Here is a 26,609-nt window from a genome sequence, read left to right as displayed (position 1 = left end):
AAAATTTTTTAAAATACTTTATGTTACTTTTTTACTCAAATATTTAAAAACAATTTTACTTTGTTTTCTTTAGCTTTTTTGATAACAACTCTAAAATTTTTAAATTTTATTAAATAGTATTTTCTTTTAAAATCGTGCTTTGTGAGAAAATTAATATTTTTATATAGAAAAATATTTACATTTTTGGCTTAAGTTTTTTGAAATTTTTGTAAATGTAAATCAGTTGTAAATAAGTTTTGCAAGGTTAATATCAATTAAATTTGTTTTAAATCTTTAAAGGAGAAAGAATGAATCGACGAGAATTCATAAAAAGTGCTGCAGCTAGTGCTGCTTGTGCTAGTGCTGGTATAGCCGCACCAAGCTCGCTAAGTGCAGCAAGCGAAGCCGAAAAAGGCTGGCGCTGGGATAAGGCCGCTTGTAGGTTTTGTGGAACAGGCTGTGGCATCATGGTCGCTACAAAAGAGGGCAAGATAGTAGCTGTAAAAGGAGATCCAGAAGCACCAGTAAATCGTGGTCTAAACTGCATTAAAGGCTATTTTAACGCTAAGATCATGTACGGCGAGGATAGGATCACTCATCCGCTTTTGCGTGTAAATGAAAAAGGCGAATTTGATAAAAAAGGTAAATTTAAGCAAGTAAGCTGGAAACAAGCATTTGACGTGATGGAGGCTCAGTTTAGAAAAGCATATGATGAACTAGGCCCTCATGGCATCGGAGTTCTAGGCTCTGGTCAATATACAATTCCAGAAGGTTACGCTGCCGTTAAACTTATGAAAGGTGGCTTTAGAAGCAACAGCATCGATCCAAACGCAAGACACTGTATGGCAAGTGCGGTTCTTGGTTTTATGCAAGTTTTTGGTATAGATGAGCCATCAGGCTGTTTTGATGATATCGAACTAACTGATACTATCGTAGCTTGGGGCGCAAATATGGCTGAGATGCACCCGATCCTTTGGGCACGCGTAAGCGATAGAAAGCTTAGCGATCCTGATAGAGTAAAAGTTGTAAATTTAAGCACCTATTCAACTAGAACATCAAATTTGGCTGATATCGAGATCATTTTTGCTCCGTCATCTGACCTAGCTATCTGGAACTACATCGCTCGCGAGATAGTTTATAACCACCCAGAGATGATCGATGAAGAATTTGTTAAAAAGCACTGTGTCTTCACAGCTGGCCCAGCTGATATCGGATATGGCCTGCGCCCAGACATTCATCACAAAAAATATGCTCCAAGCGAGCTAGATACTGCTGCGACTGAGAAGTCAAAGGTACTAAGCGAGGCTGAGGGTGTTACGCTTTCTTATCTTGGACTAAAAGCTGGCGATACGCTAGAAAATAAAAATGCTGCAAAATCTGGCGATCACTGGCAAATAACATTTGAAGAGTTTAAAAAAGCTCTTGATCCTTACACGCTTGATTTTACAGCGAAGGTAGCAAAGGGCGATCCAAACGAAGATATAGAAGAATTTAAGAAAAAGCTAAAAGCTCTTGCTGATCTTTATATCGAGAAAAACCGCAAAGTTGTAAGTTTCTGGACCATGGGCTTTAACCAACATCAACGCGGTACATGGGTAAATGAGCAAGCTTATATGGTTCACTTCTTACTTGGCAAACAAGCACTTCCAGGCTCAGGAGCATTTTCTCTAACTGGCCAACCAAGTGCATGTGGCACTGCAAGAGAGGTTGGAACATTTGTTCACCGCTTGCCAGCTGATATGGTTGTCGCCAATCCAAAACATAGAGAGACAACTGAAAAAATTTGGAAACTACCTGCTGGCACACTAAATGCTGTTCCAGGCTCACACTACGTAAAAATGATGCGTGATGTTGAAGATGGTAAGGTGAAATTTATCTGGGTTCAGGTAAATAACCCATGGCAAAATACTGCAAACGCAAACCACTGGATCAAAGCGGCTCGCGAGATGGATAACTTCATCGTCGTAAGCGATCCTTATCCAGGAATTTCTGCAAAAGTTGCTGACCTTATCCTACCAACTGCGATGATATATGAAAAATGGGGCGCATACGGTAATGCCGAAAGAAGAACACAGCACTGGAGACAGCAAGTACTTCCAGTTGGTGAAGCGATGCCTGATATTTGGCAAATGATGGAATTTAGCAAGCGCTTTAAGCTAAAAGACGTTTGGGGTGAGAAAAAACTAAACGATAAAGTGACTCTCCCAAATGTGCTTGAAGCTGCAAAAGCTATGGGATACAGCGAAGAAGATACGCTATTTGACGTGCTTTTTGCAAACGAAGAGGCTAAGAAATTTAGCGCAAACGATCCAATCATGGAAAACTACGACAATACAGAAGTATTTGGCGATAGCAGAAAAGTGATCGGCTCAGATGGCAAAGAATTTAAAGGATATGGATTTTTCATCCACAAATATCTTTGGGAAGAGTATAGAAAATTTGGCGTTGGACACGGCCACGACCTAGCAGATTTTGACACTTATCACAGAGTAAGAGGTCTTAGATGGCCAGTAGTTGATGGCAAAGAGACTCAGTGGAGGTTTAACACTAAATTTGATCCATACGCTAAAAAAGCTGCTCCAAATGAGAAATTTGCATTCTACGGCAACAAAAATGCAGCACTTCCAACAGGCGATCTAAAAGGCGTACAAAATAAAGAGAAAACATCTCTTGCGAACAAAGCAAAAATTTTCTTCCGCCCTTACATGGATCCATGCGAGATGCCAAGCAAGGAGTATCCATTCTGGCTATGCACCGGCCGTGTGCTAGAGCACTGGCATACAGGTACGATGACTATGCGTGTTCCTGAGCTTTATAGAGCGGTTCCAGAGGCGCTTTGCTATATGCATGAAGATGATGCTAAAAATCTTGGCGTAATGCAAAATGAGATCGTTTGGGTCGAATCACGTCGTGGCAAGGTAAAAGCAAGAGTAGATCTAAAAGGTAGAAATAAGCCGCCAGTAGGTCTTGTTTATGTGCCTTTCTTCGATGAAAACGTATATATAAACAAAGTATGTCTTGACGCTACTTGCCCGATCTCAAAAGAGACAGACTATAAAAAGTGTGCGGTTAAAATTTACAAAGCATAGGTGAGCGATATGGGATTTTCAAGTAGGCGAGAGGCTTTAAAATTTGGAGCAAAAGTAGCGCTTTTGGCTCTTGGTGGAGGCTTTGTTTGGTCGCTTAGCGCTAAAGCTTCGCCACTTATGCTTCTTAGGCCTCCTGGTGCAAAAGAAGAGAAGCAATTTTTACAAAGCTGCATTAGGTGTGGGCTTTGCGTAGAGGCTTGTCCATTTGATACGCTAAAGCTCTCATCGCTAGAGGATGGCATAAGCATTGGAACGCCTTATTTTGAGCCTAGAAAAATTCCTTGCTATATGTGTGAAAACATCCCTTGTGTACCAGCCTGTCCGACTGGAGCTTTGGACGTAAATTTAGTAAGCACAAAAGGCAAGCTTGATATAAATAAGGCCAAAATGGGCGTTGCAGTGGTCGATATGAAAAACTGCGTGGCATACTGGGGCATACAGTGCGATGCTTGCTACAGATCCTGTCCGCTCATAGATAAGGCCTTGTATCTTGAGTATCGCCGCAACGAAAGGACGCAAAAGCATGCCTTTTTACTTCCAGTGGTCGATAGCGACATCTGCACCGGATGTGGCCTATGCGAGCGAGCCTGTATCACTAAAAAAGCGGCCATTACTGTGCTAAATCGTGACGCGGTGCTTGGCAAAGTAGGCGATAACTACGTCAAAGGCTGGGTCAAAGAAGATGAAAGACGCATAGACGATGCAGACAGCAAAATAAAACTTGACATTAAAAAAGCGACTGATTATCTAAATGGTGGTGAGCTATGAAATTTTTAATCTTAAGACGAATAACTCAAATTTCTATCCTAGCACTATTTATCCTAGGAAATTTTTACGGAGTTAAGATACTTAGCGGAAATTTAAGCTCATCTTTGCTTTTTGGAAAAATTCCACTAAGCGATCCATTTGCTTTGGTTCAAATTTTACTTGCAAGCTTTAGTGCTGGCATAAATGCAATTATTGGAGCTGGCATTATCTTTGCATTTTACGCGCTAGTTGCTCCAAGAGCGTTTTGTTCGTGGATATGCCCAATAAATTTACTAACCGATATCGCTTTTAAACTAAGAGAAAAATTTGGCTTTAAGGGCGAAAAAGTCTTAAATGTGAGTAAAAATTTACGTTATTACTTGCTGGCTCTTACTCTTATATTAAGCCTTGCTTTGTCTTATCCGGTATTTGAGAGCGTTAGCTATATTGGCATTATTCAGCGTGGCGTTATTTACGGCTCAGCTAGTGCTTTAGGCATAGCGGTTGCAATCATTGCTTTTGATATGTTCGTGTTAAAGCGTGGCATTTGCTCGCACGTTTGTCCACTTGGTGCCTTTTACGCCATCATCTCAAAATTTGCCCTAATTAGAGTAAAACATGATGCCCAGGCTTGTACAAAATGTATGAAATGCAAGCTTATTTGCCCAGAGATGCAAGTGCTTGACATGATCGGTAAAGAGAGCCGCTCGGTTAGCTCAAGCGAGTGCATAAGCTGTGGCAGATGCATCGATGTTTGTGGAGACGGGGCTTTGAAATTTAGTATTAGAAATTTAAGGAGAGAAAAATGAAAATAAAAATAATGATGCTTGGAGGATTGTGCGCTGCGTTTTTTGCGGCATGTGCTTTTAATAATCCAAGTATTAGTGATTCGCAAATCGGCCTTAGAAATATTGATTTGCTTGACGATAAAGACGTTGTATTAAAAGATGTGAACTACACAAAAGAGCCAGCTGGTATGTCAAAGAAATTTGATAGGTCTTTTGAAAATGCACCGCCATTTATCCCACATGATACTGAGGGTTTAGTGCCTATCACAAAAGATATGAATATGTGCGTAACCTGCCATATGCCAGAGTTTGCGAAAGATAGTGGAGCAACACCGATACCATCATCTCACTTTTATGATATCAGAAACAAAAAAGATCTTGCAGGCAAGCTTGATGATGAAAGATATAACTGCACAACATGCCACGTTGAGCAACAAAATGGCGTAACGCAGCTTGTTGGCAATAAATTTAAGCCTGATTTTAGAGATAAAAACGGCACTCATAAGTCAAACTTGCTAGATGTTTTAAACGATGGTGTTAAATAATGCAAAGCAGGCGAGAGCTTTTTAGTAAAATTTTGGGGGCAAAATCTGCTCCCAAATTTATAACTCCGCCATTTTTTAGCGGTGAGTTTGACTGCGGCGGCTGTGAGGCTAGCTGCGTAAATGCTTGTGAAAAAGAGCTTCTTAGCTTTGAAAATGAAAGGGTAGTTTTTAAAGTTAAAAAGCTGGGCTGTGACTTTTGCGAAGAGTGCGCAAAGGCTTGTGAGAGTCTTGGCAAGAAGACATTAAGCCTAAGCTCACCAAAGAGTATAAACGCAAAAGTTAGTATCGATGTTTCTAGCTGTTTAGCATGGAACGATACGATCTGCTACAACTGCCTTGATGCTTGTAAATTTAAAGCAGTCGAATTTCTTGGCGTTTTTAGACCTATTGTTAATCAAAACTGCGTAAGTTGCGGCGAGTGCTTTGATGTTTGCTTTAAAAATTCACTTCAAATGGAGGCCTTATGAGAGTTTTATTTTTTCTTTTTTGCTTGTTAAATTTTATCTTTGCAAATGAGATCACAACGCCTATTAAAGAGATAGAAGCTAGTGCAAATGTGCTAAGCACAACGCTAATAAATGGCAAACTCTTTATCGCGACTGATGGAGGGACGGTTGAAATTTATGATCCTAAAGAGTCTAAATTTGAAGAGATCATCAAGATGGATGATATAAAAACCTACGTTAGTGATCACGAAAGACCAAAAATTTTAAGTATTGATGAAATTGATGGTAAAACTCTTATACTTAGCGAAGGTGATTACGCTACAAAGGTGCTTCATCTAAGAGAAAATGGACAGATGAAAAGCATAAAAATGGATAATCAAGCGATAAAAAAGGCATTATTTTTAGATGATGAGCATGTTGCACTTGCTTCAATTAGTAATGAAATTTACTTTTTAAACTTAAAAAGTGGTGAAATTTATGACAGCTTTAAAATTTCAATTGCAATGCTCTCAGATATGGAGATAAATGAAGATAGAAGCACTCTAGCTATCGCTTGTGAGAGCGGGAAGGTCTACTTTTATAACATAAAAGCTAAAAAAATGGATCAAATTTTAGACATTCATACAGACAATATCTACGACATCTCCTATAAAAATGGTGTCATGATCAGCGGAGGTACCGATAGGATCGTGGGGATATTTTCAGCTGGAAGCCTAAAAAAGATAAATACTGGCTTTTTGGTCTATGGTGTCGGCCTTAGCGATGACGGTAGAGTAGCAGCTTATATGAGCGATGAGATGAGTGATGTAAATTTAGTTGATAGTAAAAGCTTAGAAAACATCGCAATGCTAAAAACTGGGCAAAGTACGATAAATAGCATAGTTTTTATAAGCGACAATGAAGTCGTAACTTCAGCCTATGAGAATAAAATTTTGTTTTGGAGAATTAAATGAATATTTCAAGTTTAATAGTTTATACGGACAATAAAAATGAAAGTGTAAAAAATGAGATAAAAAAGCTAAAAGAGTGTGAAATAATAACTGACGCAGACGATAGAATCGTAGTGGTAGTTAGCTCAGATAGTATTGAAGATGAGATAAAAAATTTTAAAAAGATAGAAGCTATCAGTGGAGTAGTGAGCGTTGCGATGGTTTACAGCTATCAAGAAGATGCCGAAGAAAATAGGAAAAAGCTAGAAGAAAATGGCAAGATAAGTGAAATTTTAACAAGTGATGAGGTAAAGGCAGAGGATATTACTTATGGCGGCAGCGTGCATCATAGAGTGAAATAGTAAAACTTAAATTTAGCTTTTGCATTATCATTAAAATTTATAGCGCAAAAGCCCACCTTTCGTATAGATCTTCTTAATAAATTCATTGATAGTATACTGTTTTCACTTAATTAACTTTATTTGGTTTGTAGATTTAAATTTATGTTTAATGGCTTAATTTAGATTTTTGGTGAAAAATCACTCAGCAAGCATTAAAATCAAAAACATAACAAGTGAATTAAATTTTAGCTTAGAATATCTTGAGATGATGCTTGCATAAAGAATTTTAATAGGCCAGTTTTGGCTTACTAAATTTATAGCCTTAAGGTCTATCTTTGATCAAATTTAATAAATTTTCTCCAATGTTTTCATTTGTTAGATTTGAAATTTCTTTATAAAAATTTCCTTTTTTGTCTATTAAATATATTGAAGAGCTGTGGGCAACAGAGTAGCCCATGGCTGAGTTTTCAAGACGGACTTTTTGAAATTTTACACCATAGGTTTTTGCCACTTCTTTTAAGGCATTTAGTTTTAATCCATCGGCATCTTTATAGAAATTTTTTGCCATTAGAGTTAAATTTTCAGGAGTATCGCGTTCAGGATCAAGCGTAATAAAAAGTAACTCAAAGTCATCTCTTTTTAGTTTATTTAGCTCATCACCAATCAAAGAGAGCGCAGTAGGGCAGACATCGGGGCAAAAAAGATAACCAAAATATATAACTTTGTACTTTCCGTCATAATTTTTAAGACTTACTTCACCATTTTGTGAAAGTGCCTTAAAATCATACTTGTTTGGCTTTATTAGCAAAAGTGCAACACCTATACAAATTAAGATTGTTATTAAGCCCCAAAATGCCTTTTTCATGGTTACCCTCTATAATTTTAGATCAAGATCTACAAAAAAACCAGTTTCTTTTTCGTCATCAAGCACTTTAAATCTATATCTCATAAGCTCGACAACGCAAGCACTTAGCACTACTTGAGCAGTTAAGTTATCGCCTCTTGGCTCAAGTCTTGCTTTGATTGATCCCATGTTCATATTTATGCCGTCTATCTCAAGACTAGGATTTTTTAGCCCTAAATTTTTACCGTTAATGATTTTAAAGCTAAAAGGTCTCATAGCATAAATAGGTCTTGGTGAGATGTCTATTTTTAGCTTTACGCCTTTAAATTCCATCTCACAAGATTTGTTGTTTAGATCACATTTTAAAGGATCTAGCGATGTGTTTACATCGGCAAATTCAGGTGGATCTTCCTTACTTGTTGTCATAAGCTTATAGCCTATCGAAAAAGCACCTAGAACAATAAAGATAAATGAAAAAATAATTATGATTTTTTTCATTATTTAAAGTTTTTAGTTACTCCGATATTATCAAGCTTTATGCTCTCGCCATTGCTAAATTTTAGCTCTAAATCAACTTTATCACCATCTTTTAATGGTTTATTTAGATCCATAAGCATGATGTGTAGACCACCAGGAGCTAGTTTCGTTTCACCTTTTTTTGGTATCACTGCATCTTCAATCTGAACCATAGCCATCATACCATCATTCATTTTGTGTGTATGAATTTCTGTACTTTTGCAAACGCTTGAATGAGCACCAATAAGCTTTACATCAGAATTTGAAGCATTTTTTATATCCATAAAAATTGCACTATTGTTTGTGCCAGGTTTTGTATCTCTAGCTCTAACATTTTCTAGGCTAATATCAGCCGCCATAAGAGCAGAAGCTGCAAGCATCGCACCAAAAACGATTTTTTTCATATTTTTCCTTTGTGATAAAATTAATAATGGTTTTCACATTATACACTTAGGATTACTTAATTTGCCTTTAAAACCTAAAAATATAAATTTTTTAGGATATAATTACGGACTAAATTTTACTTTTTGGGATATTTCACTTGAAAAAAATTATATTTTTCTTCATCGCGTTATCGCCTTGTCTTTTTGCCCAAAATTACGAAGAAATTTACTTAAAAAATGGCTCAGCTGCTGTTATTGACGCCATCGAAAAAAATATTTTAAGTAAGGATTACTGGCTAAAAAAGCTTGAGGGCAAGGATGTAAGATATGGATATTATGACAATGAGATACTTCTAAGTGTAGTTGATAAAACTAAAAAGAAGCTTGAAGTGATCTCTTATAATGGCGGCATTACAAAAAAGCTTTTTAGCTCAAGTGTTATAGTTGGCAAAAATGGCGATAAGCTTCTTGAAGGCGATCTAAAAACACCGGTTGGAGTGTATCAGCTTACACGTAGATTTACGCCAAATGATAGATATCTTGGCCCACTTGCATTTTCGCTTTCATATCCAAATTTACTTGATAAGCTTGCAAAGCGAAATGGCGGTGGCATTTGGATACATGGCTATCCACTTGATGGTCAAAGGACAGATGAGCTAAAAACAAAAGGCTGCGTGGTTATGCAAAATGATACTTTGATGAAATTTGATGATATGGTGGATCACAAAAAAACACTTGCATTTATTTATGAAGATAAGCGTCCAGAAGCTAGCGCAAAAGATATTGCAGTGATCATTTCTGGGCTTTTGGGCTGGAAAAAGACATGGAGCGAGAGCGACATTGAAAACTATCTTAAATTTTACGATAAAAACTTTGAGCGATACGATGGTATGAGCTTGGAAAAATTTAAAAGTATGAAACGGGCTATTTTTTCTAAAAAAGAGAAAAAACGCATTAGTTTTTCAAATTTTCTCATCACGCCTTATCCGAATCTTAAAAATGATAGGCTTTTTCGTGTGAGTTTTTATGAGGATTATGTTTCAGATACACATAAATTTGCTGGTCAAAAGACGCTTTATGTGAAGCTTTATAACGATGATATGAAAATTTTTATAGAGGAGTAAAAGTGGAAAAATCTCAAGAAGTAAAAGAAAAAATCGAAAAAATTTTAGAGGCAAGAGCTGCTTTTTTTGCTGAGCTTGACCGTCAGGTTCCAAAGAAAAATGGTACTGATGTTTTTGATTTTAGTAAAGTAAAAGAGGCTGATCTGAAAGAAATTTACGCCAAATTTTATGCATTTGATTACAATGTAAGAAAGCTTTTACCGGATGTTTATACTGCTTTTAATGTGAATTTTAATGTCTGAAATACGCCTAAATAAAGCTTCATATATTCATAACCTCACTCAAATTTGTGCCAAAGCTGGCGGCAAAGAGAAAGTAATAGTTGTATTAAAAGACAATGCTTATGGTCATGGCGTAAGGCTTATTGCTAGTGAAGCTAAAAAATTTGGCATAGAAATTTGTGCTGTAAAAAGTGAGTTTGAGGCAGATGAAATTTCTGACATATTTGAAAATATTCTCATTCTCTCACATATCCCAACTGGAAATGAAAGTAGTAAATTTATCTACTCGATAAACGACATAGAGGCACTTTTAAAGATAAAAGATGGCTCAAAAATCAATCTTGCAATCGACACTGGTATGCATAGAAATGGGCTTGATATTAGCGAGCTTGATTACGCCTTTGAAATTTTAACAAGAAGGAATTTAGAGCTTCTTGGAGCTTATACTCATTTTCGCGCAAGTGATGAGCTAAATGCTGATTATTTTGTGCAAAGGGAAAATTTTAGGGCTGCAAAAGAGAAAATTTTAGCTCTTTGCGATGAGTTTGGTATAAAAAAACCGATCTTTCACTCTCACAATTCAGCTGCGCTTGAAAGAGCAAGTAAAATCGATGATGATATGGTGCGCGTTGGCATCGCTCAGTATGGATATGCTCAGTTTGGTGATAGTTTGGGATTAAAGCCAGTACTTTCGCTATGGGCAAGAAGAGTTAGCAGGCGTATTTTAAAAAGTGGTCAAGGTGTTGGATATGGTGCTAAATTTAGCGCAAAAGAAGATATAAATGTAGCCACTTATGATCTTGGATATGGTGATGGATTGCTAAGATACAATGGATGTGGCGAGCTAAGACTTGCCAATAACGAGCCAATACTGGGCAAAATTTCTATGGATAGCTTTAGTTGTAAAGATAGCGGCGAGTGGGTCTGTGTCTTTGATGATGTAAATATTTGGGCAAATTTTTTTGATACGATAAGTTATGACATTTTAGTAAAACTCTCGCCAAACATTACTAGAAAATTTATATAAAGGCAATATGTGAAAAAGATCGTTTTATTAGCTCTTGCTAGCCTTGCTTTTGGCGTACAAGAGAGCGAGTTTAAGATTTATGAGCAGATACTAAATCAGCTTGATACTAAGCAGATCCCAACCTTTGTCGTCCAAACTGCAAAGCCAAATTTACCAAGCAGGATCGATGAGATGATTACATTAAAAGATGTAAGCAGCAGCGGGCTAAACATACACGGTGAGTTTGTTTTAAACGAGACCAAGACAAAGAGAATAAAAGGCTACAACAAAGCTCAAATTTTAGCTTTAAAAGATGAGTTTTATAAAAATGGAAAAGATGCGCTTTGCAACTCAGGTATGGCTAGAGCTGTGCTAAATCGTGGCATCACTCTAAGTGGTAGTTACGGTTTTGGGGGCAGGCATTTTTTTGATATAAATTTGGATAAAAGTAGTTGCGAGTAGTCATTTTTTTACTGTTTTTTTACTCGCTTGCCCTGGCTCTTACGCCAGATATGGCAGCGAAAAATCATGCAACTTACTACAAAAAAAAGCTCCCATTTATCTGTACGCCAACACTGACACTTAACGATATCTTGAATGTCGGTGATACGCTCATCTATAGATACGCCGTCAAACATGCAAGAAAGCAAGAGATCAAAAGGCTTGAAGAGAAAGAGCTTTTAGAATTTATCGAAGCTATCAAAAAAGAGAATCTGCGAACTGCTTGCAAAGATAAAGAAATCTTAAGTATGCTAAGTATCGGTGTTACCTTGGATGAGCTTTTCTACTCAGAAAATGGTGAATTGATCTTTGAGTACACTATAGAAGATCGTGACTGCAAGAAATTGCAGTGAAATTTGGGGCTACAATTCAGTTTTTGATTATAAAATTTTGATCTTTTTGCAAAATTTAAAATTCCATTTACTCATAAGAATCGACTACTGATTTTAAGCTTCGAAAAGTTTGCCACTAAAATCAAATCCGAAATTACTCGCTTATAAAATTTAAAATTTTTGTAAATTTATAAATTTAAAGCCAAAAAATATAGCAGAAAGAAGAAATTTAGCCCAAATTTTACTAAGGGCTAAATTTTTACATGCCTCTTTTTATCTCTTGTTCAAGTCTTTCAAGCTCAGCAATCCTATCGCTAGTGCTTGGGTGTGTTCTAAAAAGTACGCCAAGCTTGTTAGTTAGCGAGCCAAATGGATTTACGATAAACATATGAGCGCTTTGCTCGCTTGCGTTTTGCATAATGTAAGAATTTGAGTAACTCTCAAGCTTTCTTAAAGCACTTGCAAGCCACTCTGGGTGTCCTGTTAGATAGGCTGCGCCTTTGTCCGCCTTGTACTCGCGCTCCCTTGAGATCGCCATTTGGATGATTGTGGCAGCTATTGGCATGAGTATAGCAAGTGCTAGCATAATGATGGCATTACCGCCACCTCTTCTTGAACCGCCACTCTGCCCAGCAATACTGCCAACTTTAGCAAAATTTGCAAGCATAGCGATAGCGCCAGCTAGTATGGCAGCGATTGAGCCAGTTAGGATGTCGTAGTGCCTTACGTGGCTTAGCTCGTGAGCTAGTACGCCCTCGATCTCGTTTTCATTTAAAATTTTTAAAAGCCCCTCGGTTACCGCGACAGCTGCGTGGCTTGGGTTTCTGCCTGTGGCAAAGGCGTTTGGTACCTCTTCAGGGATGATGTAAATTTTTGGCATAGGCAAATTTGCCTTTTGTGTGAGGCGAGATACGATCTCGTAAAGCCCGTGAGCGTTACTCTCATCGACTGGGATAGCGTTATATCTTTTAAGCACTAGAGTATCACTAAAAAAATATGAAAAGATATTTGTGCCAGCCGCTATCAAAAAGGCGATCATCATGCCATGCTCACCTCCAATATATCCGCCAACAGCGATAAAAATCAGCATTAAAGTAACCATTAAAAAAGCGGTTTTAAAAATTTCCATCTTTGTCCTTATTCTTTTATAGCGTTTGGCAAGATCGCAGCGTCTATGTTAAATTTTGCAAGCTGTGCTAGCTCGCTTTCATCTTTTATCAAAACAGCTATAAGTGCGTCAAATAGATGACTCTCAGCTATCTTTGCTAGATCTTTTGCAATGTCAATATCTGCGATAATAAATTTTGCTCCAGCCGCATTTGCGATAATGGCTTCATTTGCATTCGTCACAAAAACGCTAAAGTTTGCTCCAACTTCTAGTGCCCTTTTTATGAAATTTCTATCAAATTTAAAGAGATTTTGCCTGCCGTTTGAAATTTCATCTTCACTTTTGCAAAGAAATAGTGGCTCAAATTTGATCAGCTCATCACCCAAAATTTTCATCCCTCACCCTTTATGCACTCTTTACAGATGTATTTTCCGTCTCTTAGCACCATTTGGTCGATGTCACTAAAGACACCGCATTTGCTACACTCTTCGAAGTTGCTGGTGCTTATCTTGTCGCTTTTTTTTCTATTTTTAAAAAATATGATGTAAATTGCAACCAAAATCGCTACAAAAAGCAAGTATTTCAACGTATCTCCTCTTGGTTTTTGAGATTAAAATATATGTAGTTTCTATTTTTATCATTATAAATTTGCGCATCTATGCCTGAAATTTCATCCATGACACTAGAGCCTTTATAGATGAGAAATTTAGTATTTTCATCGTAAAACCCCTCGCAAATTTTTATAAGCTCTTTTGTCTTGCTAAGCGCCCTTGAGGTGATGAGATCAGCCGTAAATTTATCTGCAAGCTCGATCTTTTGGCTATGAACTTCTAAATTTTGCAAGCCAAGCTCGATCTTAGCATAGCTTAGAAATGATGACTTTTTGGCTATCGGCTCAAAAAGGTGCCACTTAGTGCGCGGCATCGCAAGGGCTAAAAATATCGCCGGAAAGCCAGCCCCACTGCCCACATCGATCGCCGTTTTGGCACTTAGCTCAAAAATTTCAAGCGGTCTAATGCTATCAAGCACTTGCTCGCTTATGTCTTTATAATTGCTTAAGCTATGAACTTTGTTAAATTTAGCAAAAATTTGAGCGTAAGCCTTTACTTTTTCGTCAAATTCTGCCGGCAAGCAAAGCTCATTTTTCATCACAAGATGTGCCCCATTTGCTCTTTTTTTACTTTCAAATAGCCTTCGTTAAATTTATTTGGTTTTATGACGATAGGCACGCGTTTTACGATCTTTACAGAGCTTAGTCCGTGAAGTTTTAATGGGTTATTTGTGAGTAAATTTATCTCTTTTATGCCGTAGTGATTTAGGATAAAATCAACCACCTCATACGTCCTCTCATCAGCCTTAAAACCTAGCTGGTGATTGGCCTCAATGGTGTCAAAGCCCTTATCTTGCAGGCTATAAGCATTTATTTTATTTAAAAGCCCGATATTTCTGCCCTCTTGACGCAGGTAGATGACCATGCCACTATTTTCTTCGATATATTTTAGGCTCGCTTCTAGCTGGTCGCGACAGTCGCACTTTAGGCTCCCGATCGCATCGCCAGTTAGGCATTCGGAGTGAATTCTAAGATTTACTACTTCGCTCAAAGGCTCTTTGTAGATCACGAGGTGCTCTTTTGCCCCTTCTTTGAAGGCTTGAACCTTATAAGTGCCAAATCTTGAGGGTAGATTTGCGGCGTTTGAAATTTCTATTTTCATTTTAAATTTACTCCAACTGTGCTAAACTAGCTAAAAATCACGCATTTTAACAAAGAAAAGGCAAAAATATGTTTAAACGTTTTAGAAGATTAAGAATAAATCCAGCTTTAAGAGACATGGTAAGAGAGACTAGCCTTAGCGTAAATGACTTCATCTATCCGCTCTTTGTGGTCGAGGGCAAAGGCGTTAAAAACGAGATCGCTTCGATGCCAGGCGTCTATCAAATGAGTATCGATGAAATTTTAAAAGAGTGCGAAGAGATAGTAAATTTAGGCATAAAATCGATCATTTTATTTGGCATACCAAGCCTAAAAGATAGCGTTGGCAGCGACGCACTAAGTAGCGACGGCATCATCGCAACCGCGCTTAGAGCCATAAAAGATAAATTTCCAAATTTAGTAGTTGTCACCGATCTTTGCTTTTGCGAATACACAGACCACGGCCACTGCGGCATAATCGATCACGTGCATAACACTATCGACAACGACGCAACGCTTGAAATTTCAGCCAAACAAGCTTTGATACACGCTCAAAATGGCGCCGACATGATCGCACCAAGCGGTATGATGGACGGCATCATCGCAACGCTAAGAGAGGCGCTTGATAGCAACGGCTTTGAGAATTTACCAGTGATGGCATACTCGACTAAATTTGCCTCAGCTTACTACGGACCATTTCGTGACGTGGCGCAAAGTGCACCAAGCTTTGGTGATAGAAAGAGCTACCAAATGGATAGTGCAAACCGCTTGGAGGCTATAAATGAGAGTTTACAAGACGAGGCGCAAGGCGCTGATATCTTGATGGTAAAGCCAGCGCTTGCTTATCTTGACATTGTTAGAGAGCTTAGAAATTTGACACTTCTACCGCTTTGCGTCTATAACGTAAGTGGCGAGTACGCACTGCTAAAAGCTGGCGCAAAAGCCGGTATCATCGACTATGATCGCGTCATGATGGAAACATTAATCGGCTTTAAAAGAGCAGGTGCAAATTTGATCATCACCTATCACGCAAAAGAAGCGGCTAAAATTTTAAGGGGCTAAGATGAGGCACTTTTTGACGCTAAATGACTTTAGCAAAGATGAAATCGAGCAGATGATAAATTTAGCCCGCAAGATCAAAAAAGAGGCGAAAGCTAGAGAATTTAAGCCATATCTTAAAGATCAAAAGCTTGCGATGATATTTGAAAAAAGTTCAACCAGAACTAGAGTGAGCTTTGATGTGGGCATGCATGAGCTTGGCGGATATGCGCTATTTTTAAGTAAAAATGATATACAAATAGGACGTGGCGAGCCTATACGTGACACCGCTAGAGTTATAAGCAGGATGTGCGATATGGCTATGCTAAGGGTTGATAAGCACGAGACACTAGAAGAATTTGCTAAATTTTCAAGCGTGCCAGTGATAAACGGCTTAAGCGATAAATTTCACCCAGTGCAACTCATGGCAGACTATCTAACCATGCTTGAATTTAGCGCAGGCGAGAAGGTCGCATACGTAGGAGACGGCAACAACATGACTCACTCGTGGCTCATACTAGCAAGCAGACTAGGACTTGAGCTAAGGGTCGCCACGCCAAAAGGCTACGAGGCGGACGCTGAAATTTTAAAAATGGCTAATGAAAACGCAAAAATTTCAGGTGCGAAAATTTTTATCACAAATGATATAAAAGAAGCGGTAAATGGTGCCGATGTAGTTACTACGGACACTTGGGTATCGATGGGTCAAGAGGCCGAGAAAGAAAAGAGACTAAAAGACTTTGCTGGATACTGCGTGGATGAAAATTTGATGAGTTTAGCTAAAAAAGATGCGATATTTTTGCACTGCTTGCCAGCTTACAGAGGCTACGAGGTGAGCGAGGCGGTCTTTGAAAGGCACGCGGATGAAATTTTTAGCGAGGCGGAAAATAGACTTCATGCACAAAAGGGCGTGATGGTCTGGTTAGACGAGAGAAGAAGATGAGTGAAGAGAAAAATATATATGATGAGATAGATGAGATCGGTAATAACCTTGGGCTAAGCGAGCCTGAAAAAACGGTCTTTGAGATAGTTTCAACGAAAAATCCAAACGAGCATATCTTAAATTTAAAAAGTGGCTCTTGGGACTCGAAAGAGCCGTGGTTTGGCATTGATGAAAATCAAAATTTACACACGGTCATTTCTGTACAATCGCTCTCAGCTTTGATAGAGGCCTTAAAAGAGTCGCAAAAAGAGAATTTTGACCTAAGGCTTGAAAAGACGATCTGGCAAAATATCCCAGTTGATTTTAGCGATGTTTGGGTGGTTGCGATGGATGAGATCAAAAAGATCGCTCACGATAAAAAGAGCAGGCAGTTTAACATTGACCTTGATAAGCTGGTAAAAAATATCAAAAAAGAGCATCCAAATTTATTTGTAGATATAAAAGAGATGATCCAAATGGCAAGGAGCAGGGCAGATGATTGATTTTAGCGCGTATGTGAAGTATTCAAGGCCAGGGCCAAGATATACGAGCTATCCGACAGCACCGGAGTTTAGTGATAAATTTAGCTATGAGGCTTACGTAAAAGAGCTTGAAAACCGCGATAAAAAAAGGCCGCTTTCGCTTTATTTGCACTTGCCATTTTGCAGGAGTGCTTGCTATTTTTGTGGCTGTAACGTCATCTACACGAGCAAAGAGGACCGCAAAGAGAGATATATAAGATATATAGAAAAAGAGCTTGAAATTTTAGCTCGCCACCTAGATACTAGCACTGAGGTTTTGCAGATGCACTTTGGTGGCGGCACTCCGACATTTTACAATGCCGCCCAGCTTGATGAGATCATCAAACTTATCAAGGCTAAATTTAAAAATTTCTCAAAAGAGGCTGAGATAAGCTGCGAGATAGACCCGAGATTTTTGACAAATGAGCAGCTTGATGTGCTCATATCTCACGGCTTTAACCGCATAAGCTACGGCGTGCAAGACTTTGATGAGAAAGTGCAAAAAGAAATTCATAGAATTCAGCCCTATGAGATTACTCAAAATGCCGTAAAAATGGCTAGAGAAAAGGGTATAAAATCAATAAATATGGATCTAATTTACGGTCTGCCGTATCAAAGCTTAGAGAGCTTTAAAAAGACGCTTGAGCTTGCTCTTACACTTGATCCTGATAGACTTGCAGTATTTAACTACGCTCACGTGCCGTGGATAAAAAAGTCGATGCGTAAATTTGATGAGACAACCCTGCCAAATCCAGAAGTGAAGCTTGAAATTTTAAAATTTACAGCTGAGTTTTTAACTAAAAATGGCTACAAAATGATAGGAATGGATCACTTTGCAAAGCCAAATGATGAGCTTTTTGGCGCTTTGGCAAATGGCACTTTGCATAGAAATTTCCAAGGCTATACGACAAAAGGTGGCGCTGATCTTATCGGCATAGGTATCACAAGTATCGGTGAGTGTAAAAGACACTACGCGCAAAATCACAAAGATATGGATGAGTATGAAAAAGCGATCGATAGTGGAAAGTTACCATACGCAAAGGGAATTTATCTAAGCGATGAAGACTTGCTTAGAAAGAGTGTGATTATGAACTTAATGAGTAATTTTGGACTTGATATCAAAGCCATCGAGAATGAATTCCATATAAATTTTTTTGAACACTTTAAGGATGAGCTTGAGGAGCTTAAAAATTTAAGTGAATTTGTCAATGTTACAGCAGATAAAATCAGCGTAAATGAAACTGGAACATTGATAATACGAAATATTGCAATGTGTTTTGATGAATATCTAAAGAAAATTCCCGAGAATTTAAGGCGTTTTTCTAAAACTATATAAAAATTATTTTTTTGTCATAAGATATTTAAAATGCATTTAATATTTCTTGGTGTATAATTCGTATCAAAATTTAAGTATAGACTTAATAATAAAAATAAGGTAAAAGGATCTTAGTTATGAAAAAGATGTTAGCAATTAGTGCTTTGGCAGCAACTGTGCTGTCAGCTCAAGATGTTCCTTATAGGATTTTTCTAGCTTCATTTGCACAAGATGATAATCAGGCTAGAATTGATAGTGCTGTTAATAAAGTCAATAGCAAGATCTCTGACAGCAGACTAACTACAGGTATCTATGAGGTTGGTGGACGAAAATTTTTATATGTTGACACAACTCCAGTCTCTGAGGATGAAGCTAATAGTCTATTAGTTAAAGTTCAAAACGAATCAGGCTATAAGGATGCTTTAATGAGACCAAAAGCACCTGTAGCTGATACTCAAACAACAAAAAAATCTAATATAGAACAAGCTATATCAACTGAAGTAAAACCAGTAGCACAAGTTGATGATGGAGTTTTGACTTTAGATCAAGTTATAAAGACTATTTTAAATGAAAATCCAAGTTTAAAAGCTACAGAATTTAACTATCTACAAGTTGGTAAAGATCTAAAAATAGCAAAGAATGCCTATTATCCAACACTTGACGCTGCTGCTAGAGTGGGATATGAGAAAAAACGCCTTGATGATGGAGTTTCTACAAGAAGAGGAGATGGAAGAATTTCTGGTACATCTCTAACTTTGGTTGAAAATCTATACAATGGTGGTGCTGATAAAAATAGAATAAATTCTCAAAGTGCAAGGCTTGATTCAGCTGCTTATTCAGTAGCACAAGCTGCAGATAGACTTACATTAAATGCTACAAATGCTTACTTGCAAGTTCTTCAAACTAAGAGAATTTTAGACATTGAAGAAGAAAATGTAAAGAGTCATGAGGAAATTTATAGCCAAATTAAAGATAGAGCAAGGTCAGGTTATGGCGTAGCTTCTGAAGAGAGACAAGCTGGATCACGCTATACTTTAGCTCAATCAAACTATACAGCCGCTAAAAATAACTATGAAGATGCACTTTCTACATTTGAGAAATTATATGGAAAAAAAGTTGCGGCTAAAAATTTACTAATGCCTGAGTTTAGCCTTCCTTTGCCTAGCACAAAAGAGGCTGTTTATAACAAAGCAATTCTTTGTAACCCATCACTTTTGGTTCAAAAATCAAATATTGCTATGGCAGAGTCAGTTGTAAAAGAGAAAAATGCGCCATTCTTGCCAAAACTAGATCTTGTTGTATCTGGTGCGTATGATCATTCAAATGTTTTATATGACAATTATGAAGAACAAACATTTGACGCACTTTTAAGACTAAACTATAACCTTTACAATAAAGGTAATGATAAACTAGATAAAGAAAAAAGTCAACTTGCCGTTCAACAAGAGCAACAAACTTTGGATAATCTTGTAAGAGAACTTAAAGAATCTTTGGAATTTTCATGGCAAAATTATGTTCTTAACCAAGAAAAAATGGGATACTTAAATCAACACGTTGAGTATGCTAAAGCTACACTTGATGCTTATCAGGATGAATTTAGAATCGGTCGTCGCGATCTTATAAACTTGCTTGATGCTGAAAATGAATATAACTCTGCGTTAAAAGAGATTGCTACAACTGAGACAGCACTATCTTATGCAAAATATAGACTGTTAGATAATATGGGAATGATCTCAGATAGCTTTGAACCAGGTTTTGCAAAGAGATACATTCAAGGTGCTTGCAGCATTCAAAACGATTTAAGATAAAAATGTAAAAAGTAATGACCATGAGGGTCAAGACAAATTTTTGGACGCTTATAGTAAGCGTCCTTTTTTTATTATTAGCAAGTGCTATTGGAGATTTTATAAAATCAACAACTATAGCAAAGGTAGCTAAAATTTATGGAGAAGATGCAAGAAGAAGAGCTTCTGCTCTAAATTCTTTAATGACTTCATTGCAAGATGCAACTGAACAAGAGAAATTAATAAAAGTAAATGACTTTTTTAACTCTTTTAGATGGGTTGATGATATGCAACTTTGGCACAAAAAGGATTATTGGGCTACTAGAATGGAATTTATAGGAAAAGGTGCTGGTGACTGCGAAGACTACGTTATTGCAAAATATTTTACACTAAAGCAACTAGGAATTCCAACTCAAAAATTATACTTCACATATGTTAAAGCCTTAAGATACAATCAAGCTCATATGGTTTTAGCATACTACGATACACCAAAATCTATTCCATTAATTTTAGATAACATAAATGGTAAAATAAAAATCGCAACTCAAAGAACAGACCTTGTTCCAGTTTATAGTTTTAATGGTGATTCGCTATACTTGGCAAAACAAGAAGGTCTTGGTCAAGCAATACCAGGTGGAAATAAAAAACAAAATCCTAAGTGGATGGAACTAATAGATAGGATAGGAAAAGAGGATTTATGACGCTATTTAAACAAATTATGATCGCCGTGATAACTTTTGGTATCATGATTTTTATGGCTGTTGGCTACTTAAATTTTAAGAGCCTAAATGGATATATTAATGACCAGCTTGGTGAAAACGCAAGGCATACAGCAAATTCGCTTGGACTTGCTTTAAAGCCTATTATCGATCCAGATGACATGTCCTTGGCTCAAACAATGATAAATTCTATGTTTGACAGCGGTAGATACAAGCTTATCAAGCTTGAAGATGTTGATGGCAAGGTTCTTATTGAAAATTCTCAACAAACAGTTGTTAAAGATATTCCTGAGTGGTTTTACAAAATAGCCAAGTTTGAAGCGCCAATAGCAGATAGCGAGATTATGACTGGTTGGGCAAAATTTGGCACACTTTATGTTCAAGGCAGTACCGCGCTTGCCTATAATGAGCTTTATACTAACTCAAAAAATATTTTTAATTTTCTTCTTCTAATGATAATTGTCACTCTTGTGGTGGCATATTTTGCTCTAAAAGCTATTTTTAGACCACTTATGAAGGTTCAAGATCAGGCTGAGGCCATACTTGATAATAAATTTATTATTCAGAAAAGAATTCCATTTACAGCTGATCTTAAAAAAATGGTTCTAGCTATGAACTCTATGGTTAGCAAGGTAAAAGACATTTTTGAGAGAGAGGCAGCCACACTTAGTAAGTATCAAGAACTTTTATATAAAGATACAATGAGTGGTGCTAATAACAGAAGATTTTTTCAAACTAAATTTAGTGAGTATCTAGCAAGTGAAGAATATTCAAGTGGCGTTACTCTACTTGTTAGTTTTAAAGATCTAATAAATTTAAAAAGTACGCTTGGCTTTGAAAAATGGCAAAGCGTTGTAATGAAAATAGCTCAAATTTTACAAGAAAAATCAATTCATAATGATAAAAATGCGATTGTTGCAAGGCTCAACGATAATGATTTCATTGTACTTTCGTATGGTAGAAATTCATCAAATTTCTTGGCTCTATGTGATGAAATTATGAACGAGTTTAAAAAGCTTTATGCAAATTTTGCACTAAATGATAGCGAGTATCCAGTAAATGCTGCGATAGTAGAGTATTCACCAAATTCTGATATTAAGACACTTCTTACTTCAGCTGACGTTACATTGGCTAGCTCAAGACTTGCTGGAAGCTTTACATATAAGGTATTTAATGAAAATCAAAATACTTTGGTGATTGGTAAAGAGAAGTATAAAGAGCTTATTTTTGACTCAATAAAAGAGGATGAATTTAAATTCGCAGCTCAAAAAGTGATTGATCTTAATTCAAATTTTGAGCAGTATGAGCTTTATTTGAGGCTTGTTGATAAAGATGGCGTATGGCGTATGGCCTCATATTTCATGCCGATGGTAAATGAGCTAAATTTAGGTGCAATGCTTGATCTTCATATCTTAAATAGAGTAGCTAGAATTTTACCGGAGAATATCTTACCAAGTGGCAACTTGGCCATAAATTTGGGAAAAGAGATATTAAATTCAGATGAAAATTTTTCAAAACTCGAAGCTACACTTAAAAAGATAAGTCAAATTTCGAAATATAAAAACTATATAGAAATTCCAAATAAAGACGATATTAGCATAGAAAGTATAGTTAAGCTTACTAAAAAATTAAAAGAACTTGGCTTTGGATTTGGTTTTGACCACTTCGAGCTTAACGCAAAAGGTATCGAGAAACTAAAAGAATTTAACCCTGATTATGTAAAAATTCAGTCAAATGTCTTGATTGACTTCTTAAGTGATAAGTCAGGAGTAAACACAAAACAATCACTTGATGTTGTTTTAAGTTCAAAAGACATTATTTTGATCGCAATCGGTGTTGAAGGCGAAGAGCAGAAGAAAAAGTTAATCGATCTTGGTATTAAAAATATGCAAGGAATTTATATAGATGAAATTAAGAACATTGGATGATAGATGCATAGTGATAAGATAAAAGATGAACTGCTTCAATGTTTGGTTATTTTTACCAAGCTTCATAATAATCCATACAGTGCCGATGCTTTAACTATTGGCTTGCCAGTAAAAGATGGCGATGAGATTGAGCTTTTTTCACTTAAAAGCTCAAGGTCTTTATTTTCTCGTGCTGCTTCTCGTGCCGGCTTTGCTTCTACCCTTGTAAGAAAAGATCTTGAACAAATCTCTCCTTTAGTTTTACCTTGCATTTTAATGCTTAGAGGCAAAAAAGCTTGCATCTTGCAATCTTTTAGTAAAGATAAAAAGACAGCAAATATCATAACGCCAGAACTTTCAACTGGTACTAGTACGATAGAAATAAGTAAATTAAAAGAAGAATATTTAGGCTATGCATACTATCTAAAGCGCGAGTTTGTTCCAGAGGATACTAGCTCAACAAAGCTAATTGATGCGGGCAATGACCACTGGTTTTGGGGAACTCTAAAACGTTCAAAAAAGATTTATTTTGATGTTGTTCTTGCAAGTTTTATTATAAATTTATTTGTTCTTGCTAGTCCGCTTTTTACGATGAACGTATATGACCGTGTCGTGCCAAATAATGCGGTTGAGACACTTTGGGTCTTGGCACTTGGTGTAAGTGTAGTTTATGGCATAGATCTTTTTTTAAAATTTGTAAGATCATATTTTCTTGAGATTGCTGGCAAAAAGAGTGACATCATAATGAGCTCTATTTTATTTGAGCGCGTTATGGATATGAAATTTAGCAATAAACCAAAATCTGTTGGCTCATTCGCTAGTAATTTAAAGGAATTTGATACGGTTAGAAATTTCTTCTCATCAGCCTCATTGGCAGCAATTGTCGATCTTCCATTTGCGATCATTTTCTTGATAGTTACTTATTTTATAGGAAGCTATATCGTACTTGTGCCAATTGTTATCATGATAGCTATTTTATGTTATACATTTTTTATAAAAGATCCACTTCAAAATGCTATTAAAAGTACATTTGAGGCTTCGGCTATAAAAAATGGAATTTTAATAGAGAGCCTTAGTAGTCTTGAGACTATCAAAACCCTTGGTGCTAGCGGACATATACAGTGGAACTGGGAAGAGGCAACCGGAGAAATAGCAAATAGAAGCATTAAATCAAAAATTATTACAACTTCGATAACGACTGTTACATCTTTTTTAGTGCAATTAAATACTATTGCCATCATTGTTCTTGGCGTCTATATGATACAAGATATGCACCTTACAATGGGTGGTCTTATCGCTGCGGTTATGCTTAGCTCTCGTGCTATCGCTCCTATGGGGCAGGTAGCTTCACTTGCTGCAAATTTTGAGCAGACAAAAACAGCCTATCAAAGTCTTAGTAAGATTATGCAAATGCCTGTTGAAAGGCCAGAAGGTAAAAAATTTGTTAGAAGAAATTCTTTTGATGGAAAGATCGAGTTTAAAAATGTAAGCTTTACTTATCCAGATACCACAAAAGGTTCGCTTGATAGGATAAATTTTGTTATTCAGCCAGGTGAAAAAGTTGGCATTATAGGCAAAAATGGCTCTGGAAAAACTACCTTACAAAAGCTCATTTTGGGACTTTACTCACCAACTGAAGGCTCAGTGCTAATTGATGGTATTGATATTAATCAAATTGATCCAGCCGATCTTAGGCGAAATATCGGTTATGTTCCGCAAGATGTTGTGCTTTTTAAAGGAACAGTTAGAGAAAATATTGTTCAAAAAGCACCATATGTTGATGATATTCAGATTATAAAAGCAGCTAAAGTAAGCGGAGTTGATGAGTATGTAAATGCCCATCCACTTGGATTTGACATGCCAGTTTTTGAAAGAGGTGACGGCATAAGTGGCGGACAGCGTCAAAGTATAGCTGTGGCTAGGGCATTTTTGCTAGATAGTCCTATTATTTTGCTTGATGAGCCAACAAATTCTCTTGATAATACGGTTGAAAATAAGTTAAAAATAAATTTAAAGACAAATACAGCAAATAAAACGATGCTGCTTGTCACGCATAGGACGTCGATGCTAGATCTTGTTGATAGACTTATAGTTATGGATAATGGCAAAATTTTATTGGACGGACCAAGAGATGAAGTTTTAGCAAGACTTAGTGGGAAGTGATCATGCAAGAAGATATCAAGAATAAACAAAATGAAAATCCAAAAACTGAAAAAAGATTAATTTCTGAAAATAACATAAAAGAACAAGAAGAAGCTAGTAATAAAATTTTAAATAGCGTAGATGATATAAAGTCTAATCTTCAAACAAAAAATTATGATGCTTATGATTTGAAATTTATGTCAAGCCTTTCTGAGGCTGTTTTGGCTAAAGCTCCATCTACATCTAAAAAGATACTCTATACGGTTGCTATAACTATGTTTTGGCTTCTTGTTTGGGCTTCCTGGGCACAAATAGATGAGATCACAAGAGGTAGTGGTAAAATCATCCCGTCTGGAAAAAACCAAGCAATACAAAATCTCGAAGGCGGTATAGTCGATCAAATTTTTGTAAAAGAGGGTGATGAAGTTAAGAAAGATCAAATTTTAATAAGGCTAGATAATAAAAATTTTACGAGTAGTTATGGTGAGTCAAAACTAAGACTAGATGAACTTCAAGCAAAATTTATGAGACTTGATGCTGAGGCAAATGATAAGGATTTTGACTACGATGAAGCTAGAGATGCGAACAATAGTAAAGCCATAAGATATGAGCTAAGTCTACATAATTCAAATATCGATCACTTAAATGAACAGATAGGAATTTTAACAGAGCAAATTCATCAACGCCAGAGTGAGTTGGTTGAGCTAAAAAATAAAATTTCTCAAACTCAAAATAGCTATAACCTTGTTCTAAAAGAAAAGGCTATTATGGAGCCAATCTTTAAAAAAGGTCTTGTTAGCGAGGTTGAATACATCCAGCTTCAAAGACGAGTAAATGATCTAAGAGGCGAGCTCGATGCTGCCGTTCTTGCCGTACCAAGAGTTGAATCAACTATAAAAGAAGCGAAAAATAAGATCGAAGAAGCAAAACTTGCTTTTAAAAACAATGCAAAAAAAGAGCTAAATGAAGTTTCAGCAGAGATCGCAAGGATAAATGAATCACAAATTAGTCTAAGCGATAGAGTAGAAAGAACATATGTAAGATCTCCAGTAAATGGTATTGTCAGCAAAATGATGGTTCATACTGTATCAGGAGTTATTAAGCCTGGTGAAAATATTGCTGAGATCGTTCCTCTTGAAGATAAACTGGTTGCTGAAGTAAAAGTAAAACCAGCTGATGTTGCATTTTTGAGGCCTGGGCTTGATACGATGGTTAAATTTACGGCCTATGATTTTAGTATTTACGGTGGCTTAAAAGGCAAAGTAACGCAGATTAGTGCCGATACAGAGACTAATGAAAAAACTGGCGAGAGCTATTATTTGGTCAGGATAGAAACTGAGAAAAATTATCTTGGTAGCGAAGAAAAGCCACTTAGGATAAAAGTTGGTATGATAGTTTCAGCTGATATCATTACCGGCAAAAAGACAATACTTGATTATTTATTAAAGCCTATTTTAAAGGCAAAACAAAATGCCTTAACGGAGAGGTAATGGGCAAGATCGCTTTTTATGATAAGAAATTTGGTGAATATGAGATTGAAAAATTTCAAAATTTACAAAATTTCTATCTCATAAAAGATAATCATTGCTGCGATATAGTTAATGATGAAATTGAACGATTTAAATTTAGTGATAGTGAAATAGAATTTTTACAATTAGTAGATGTTGCTAGT

30 protein-coding genes are annotated in these 26,609 nt (G+C 36.6%); 22 read left to right on the top strand and 8 right to left on the bottom strand.

All coding sequences use genetic code 11. The features are described from left to right. Positions 1 to 287: 287 nt before the first annotated feature. The 7 genes from napA to FZ949_RS01695 are packed head-to-tail and all read left to right on the top strand — an operon-like array spanning position 288 to position 6,885. Positions 288 to 3,068: a nitrate reductase catalytic subunit NapA gene (napA, locus tag FZ949_RS01725; RefSeq protein WP_103579853.1), complete on the top strand. Its 2,781-nt coding sequence runs from the start codon at positions 288 to 290 to the stop codon at positions 3,066 to 3,068. Between the two features lie 9 nt (positions 3,069 to 3,077). Then, a complete protein-coding gene (gene napG / locus FZ949_RS01720; protein WP_021090635.1) occupies positions 3,078 to 3,836 on the top strand; it encodes a ferredoxin-type protein NapG in 759 nt (252 codons plus the stop codon). Continuing rightward, the gene (gene napH / locus FZ949_RS01715; protein ID WP_103579852.1) at positions 3,833 to 4,624 is read left to right on the top strand and encodes a quinol dehydrogenase ferredoxin subunit NapH; all 792 of its coding nucleotides are present in this window, start codon (positions 3,833 to 3,835) and stop codon (positions 4,622 to 4,624) included. The genes napG and napH overlap by 4 nt, the downstream gene beginning before the upstream one ends. Continuing rightward, entirely contained in the window at positions 4,621 to 5,148 is a 528-nt protein-coding gene (locus FZ949_RS01710) for a nitrate reductase cytochrome c-type subunit (protein ID WP_103579851.1), read from the top strand. The genes napH and FZ949_RS01710 overlap by 4 nt, the downstream gene beginning before the upstream one ends. After that, positions 5,148 to 5,615, top strand: a complete 468-nt coding sequence (locus tag FZ949_RS01705; protein WP_103579850.1) for a 4Fe-4S dicluster domain-containing protein — start codon at positions 5,148 to 5,150, stop codon at positions 5,613 to 5,615. The genes FZ949_RS01710 and FZ949_RS01705 overlap by 1 nt, the downstream gene beginning before the upstream one ends. Beyond that, positions 5,612 to 6,547: a WD40 repeat domain-containing protein gene (locus FZ949_RS01700; protein WP_103579849.1), complete on the top strand. Its 936-nt coding sequence runs from the start codon at positions 5,612 to 5,614 to the stop codon at positions 6,545 to 6,547. Before FZ949_RS01705 ends, FZ949_RS01700 begins: the two co-directional genes overlap by 4 nt. After that, positions 6,544 to 6,885: a chaperone NapD gene (locus FZ949_RS01695; protein ID WP_072594844.1), complete on the top strand. Its 342-nt coding sequence runs from the start codon at positions 6,544 to 6,546 to the stop codon at positions 6,883 to 6,885. The genes FZ949_RS01700 and FZ949_RS01695 overlap by 4 nt, the downstream gene beginning before the upstream one ends. Positions 6,886 to 7,186: 301 nt before the next feature. Here the strand turns inward: FZ949_RS01695 and FZ949_RS01690 are convergent, their stop codons facing one another. The 3 genes from FZ949_RS01690 to FZ949_RS01680 all read right to left on the bottom strand — a co-directional run bounded on the left by FZ949_RS01690 (position 7,187) and on the right by FZ949_RS01680 (position 8,628). After that, positions 7,187 to 7,729 carry an SCO family protein gene (locus FZ949_RS01690; protein WP_148790042.1) on the bottom strand — a complete coding sequence of 181 codons (543 nt, stop codon included), beginning with the start codon at positions 7,727 to 7,729 and terminating at the stop codon, positions 7,187 to 7,189. 9 nt (positions 7,730 to 7,738) lie between these two features. Further along, positions 7,739 to 8,134: a hypothetical protein gene (locus tag FZ949_RS01685; protein WP_021090968.1), complete on the bottom strand. Its 396-nt coding sequence runs from the start codon at positions 8,132 to 8,134 to the stop codon at positions 7,739 to 7,741. Between the two features lie 71 nt (positions 8,135 to 8,205). Further along, complete coding sequence (locus FZ949_RS01680; RefSeq protein ID WP_103579847.1) at positions 8,206 to 8,628, bottom strand: copper chaperone PCu(A)C; 423 nt, start codon at positions 8,626 to 8,628, stop codon at positions 8,206 to 8,208. 137 nt (positions 8,629 to 8,765) lie between these two features. Between FZ949_RS01680 and pgp2 the strand changes: the two genes are divergently transcribed. The 5 genes from pgp2 to FZ949_RS01655 are packed head-to-tail and all read left to right on the top strand — an operon-like array spanning position 8,766 to position 11,812. Beyond that, positions 8,766 to 9,731 (top strand): cell shape-determining L,D-carboxypeptidase Pgp2, encoded by a 966-nt coding sequence (pgp2, locus tag FZ949_RS01675; protein ID WP_148790041.1) that lies wholly within the window; start codon positions 8,766 to 8,768, stop codon positions 9,729 to 9,731. A gap of 2 nt (positions 9,732 to 9,733) precedes the next feature. Further along, positions 9,734 to 9,973 (top strand): CmeU family protein, encoded by a 240-nt coding sequence (cmeU, locus tag FZ949_RS01670; RefSeq protein WP_087576821.1) that lies wholly within the window; start codon positions 9,734 to 9,736, stop codon positions 9,971 to 9,973. Further along, a complete protein-coding gene (locus FZ949_RS01665; RefSeq protein WP_148790040.1) occupies positions 9,966 to 10,979 on the top strand; it encodes an alanine racemase in 1,014 nt (337 codons plus the stop codon). Before cmeU ends, FZ949_RS01665 begins: the two co-directional genes overlap by 8 nt. 9 nt (positions 10,980 to 10,988) lie before the next feature. Then, a complete protein-coding gene (locus FZ949_RS01660) occupies positions 10,989 to 11,420 on the top strand; it encodes a peptide deformylase (RefSeq protein WP_148790039.1) in 432 nt (143 codons plus the stop codon). Further along, on the top strand, positions 11,411 to 11,812 hold the full coding sequence (locus FZ949_RS01655) for a flagellar protein FlaH (RefSeq protein ID WP_087578589.1): 402 nt from the start codon (positions 11,411 to 11,413) through the stop codon (positions 11,810 to 11,812). Before FZ949_RS01660 ends, FZ949_RS01655 begins: the two co-directional genes overlap by 10 nt. Positions 11,813 to 12,050: 238 nt before the next feature. Here FZ949_RS01655 and htpX read toward each other — a convergent pair whose 3' ends face one another. The 5 genes from htpX to ribA are packed head-to-tail and all read right to left on the bottom strand — an operon-like array spanning position 12,051 to position 14,611. Further along, on the bottom strand, positions 12,051 to 12,920 hold the full coding sequence (gene htpX, locus FZ949_RS01650) for a zinc metalloprotease HtpX (protein WP_107953845.1): 870 nt from the start codon (positions 12,918 to 12,920) through the stop codon (positions 12,051 to 12,053). A gap of 8 nt (positions 12,921 to 12,928) precedes the next feature. Continuing rightward, on the bottom strand, positions 12,929 to 13,294 hold the full coding sequence (locus FZ949_RS01645) for a hypothetical protein (RefSeq protein WP_103579841.1): 366 nt from the start codon (positions 13,292 to 13,294) through the stop codon (positions 12,929 to 12,931). Further along, on the bottom strand, positions 13,291 to 13,485 hold the full coding sequence (locus tag FZ949_RS01640) for a hypothetical protein (RefSeq protein WP_103579840.1): 195 nt from the start codon (positions 13,483 to 13,485) through the stop codon (positions 13,291 to 13,293). The genes FZ949_RS01645 and FZ949_RS01640 overlap by 4 nt, the downstream gene beginning before the upstream one ends. Further along, positions 13,482 to 14,048 carry a 16S rRNA (guanine(527)-N(7))-methyltransferase RsmG gene (rsmG, locus tag FZ949_RS01635; RefSeq protein WP_103579839.1) on the bottom strand — a complete coding sequence of 189 codons (567 nt, stop codon included), beginning with the start codon at positions 14,046 to 14,048 and terminating at the stop codon, positions 13,482 to 13,484. Before rsmG ends, FZ949_RS01640 begins: the two co-directional genes overlap by 4 nt. Continuing rightward, positions 14,048 to 14,611 carry a GTP cyclohydrolase II gene (ribA, locus tag FZ949_RS01630; protein WP_103579838.1) on the bottom strand — a complete coding sequence of 188 codons (564 nt, stop codon included), beginning with the start codon at positions 14,609 to 14,611 and terminating at the stop codon, positions 14,048 to 14,050. The genes rsmG and ribA overlap by 1 nt, the downstream gene beginning before the upstream one ends. Positions 14,612 to 14,679: 68 nt before the next feature. On the opposite strand from ribA, the gene hemB reads away from it, so the two are divergent. From hemB to FZ949_RS09250, 10 genes are all read left to right on the top strand, one after another. Then, a complete protein-coding gene (gene hemB, locus FZ949_RS01625) occupies positions 14,680 to 15,651 on the top strand; it encodes a porphobilinogen synthase (RefSeq protein WP_103579837.1) in 972 nt (323 codons plus the stop codon). Position 15,652: 1 nt separating this feature from the next. Then, complete coding sequence (argF, locus tag FZ949_RS01620) at positions 15,653 to 16,570, top strand: ornithine carbamoyltransferase (RefSeq protein WP_103579836.1); 918 nt, start codon at positions 15,653 to 15,655, stop codon at positions 16,568 to 16,570. Next, positions 16,567 to 17,052: a DUF2603 domain-containing protein gene (locus FZ949_RS01615; protein ID WP_012001494.1), complete on the top strand. Its 486-nt coding sequence runs from the start codon at positions 16,567 to 16,569 to the stop codon at positions 17,050 to 17,052. The genes argF and FZ949_RS01615 overlap by 4 nt, the downstream gene beginning before the upstream one ends. Next, positions 17,045 to 18,406, top strand: a complete 1,362-nt coding sequence (gene hemN / locus FZ949_RS01610) for an oxygen-independent coproporphyrinogen III oxidase (protein ID WP_148790038.1) — start codon at positions 17,045 to 17,047, stop codon at positions 18,404 to 18,406. The genes FZ949_RS01615 and hemN overlap by 8 nt, the downstream gene beginning before the upstream one ends. A gap of 116 nt (positions 18,407 to 18,522) precedes the next feature. Further along, entirely contained in the window at positions 18,523 to 20,193 is a 1,671-nt protein-coding gene (locus tag FZ949_RS01605) for a TolC family protein (protein ID WP_103579790.1), read from the top strand. 20 nt (positions 20,194 to 20,213) lie between these two features. Then, positions 20,214 to 20,870, top strand: a complete 657-nt coding sequence (locus FZ949_RS01600; protein WP_054196396.1) for a transglutaminase-like cysteine peptidase — start codon at positions 20,214 to 20,216, stop codon at positions 20,868 to 20,870. Next, entirely contained in the window at positions 20,867 to 22,816 is a 1,950-nt protein-coding gene (locus tag FZ949_RS01595; RefSeq protein ID WP_103579789.1) for a bifunctional diguanylate cyclase/phosphodiesterase, read from the top strand. Before FZ949_RS01600 ends, FZ949_RS01595 begins: the two co-directional genes overlap by 4 nt. Before the next feature lie 3 nt (positions 22,817 to 22,819). Beyond that, complete coding sequence (locus tag FZ949_RS01590) at positions 22,820 to 24,958, top strand: type I secretion system permease/ATPase (RefSeq protein ID WP_103579788.1); 2,139 nt, start codon at positions 22,820 to 22,822, stop codon at positions 24,956 to 24,958. A gap of 2 nt (positions 24,959 to 24,960) precedes the next feature. Continuing rightward, positions 24,961 to 26,427, top strand: coding sequence for an HlyD family type I secretion periplasmic adaptor subunit (locus FZ949_RS01585; RefSeq protein WP_072594859.1), 1,467 nt, complete (start codon positions 24,961 to 24,963; stop codon positions 26,425 to 26,427). Then, positions 26,427 to 26,609 (top strand): hypothetical protein (locus FZ949_RS09250; RefSeq protein ID WP_187424699.1); only part of this gene is annotated, 183 nt, incomplete at its 3' end. The genes FZ949_RS01585 and FZ949_RS09250, both read left to right, overlap by 1 nt.

This window comes from Campylobacter concisus, from assembly GCF_902460545.1.
GTDB classification, from domain to species: Bacteria; Campylobacterota; Campylobacteria; order Campylobacterales; family Campylobacteraceae; genus Campylobacter_A; species Campylobacter_A concisus_AE.
The sequence above is the reverse complement of the archived record's forward strand: the minus strand, read 5'-3'. Positions and strand labels throughout refer to the sequence as shown.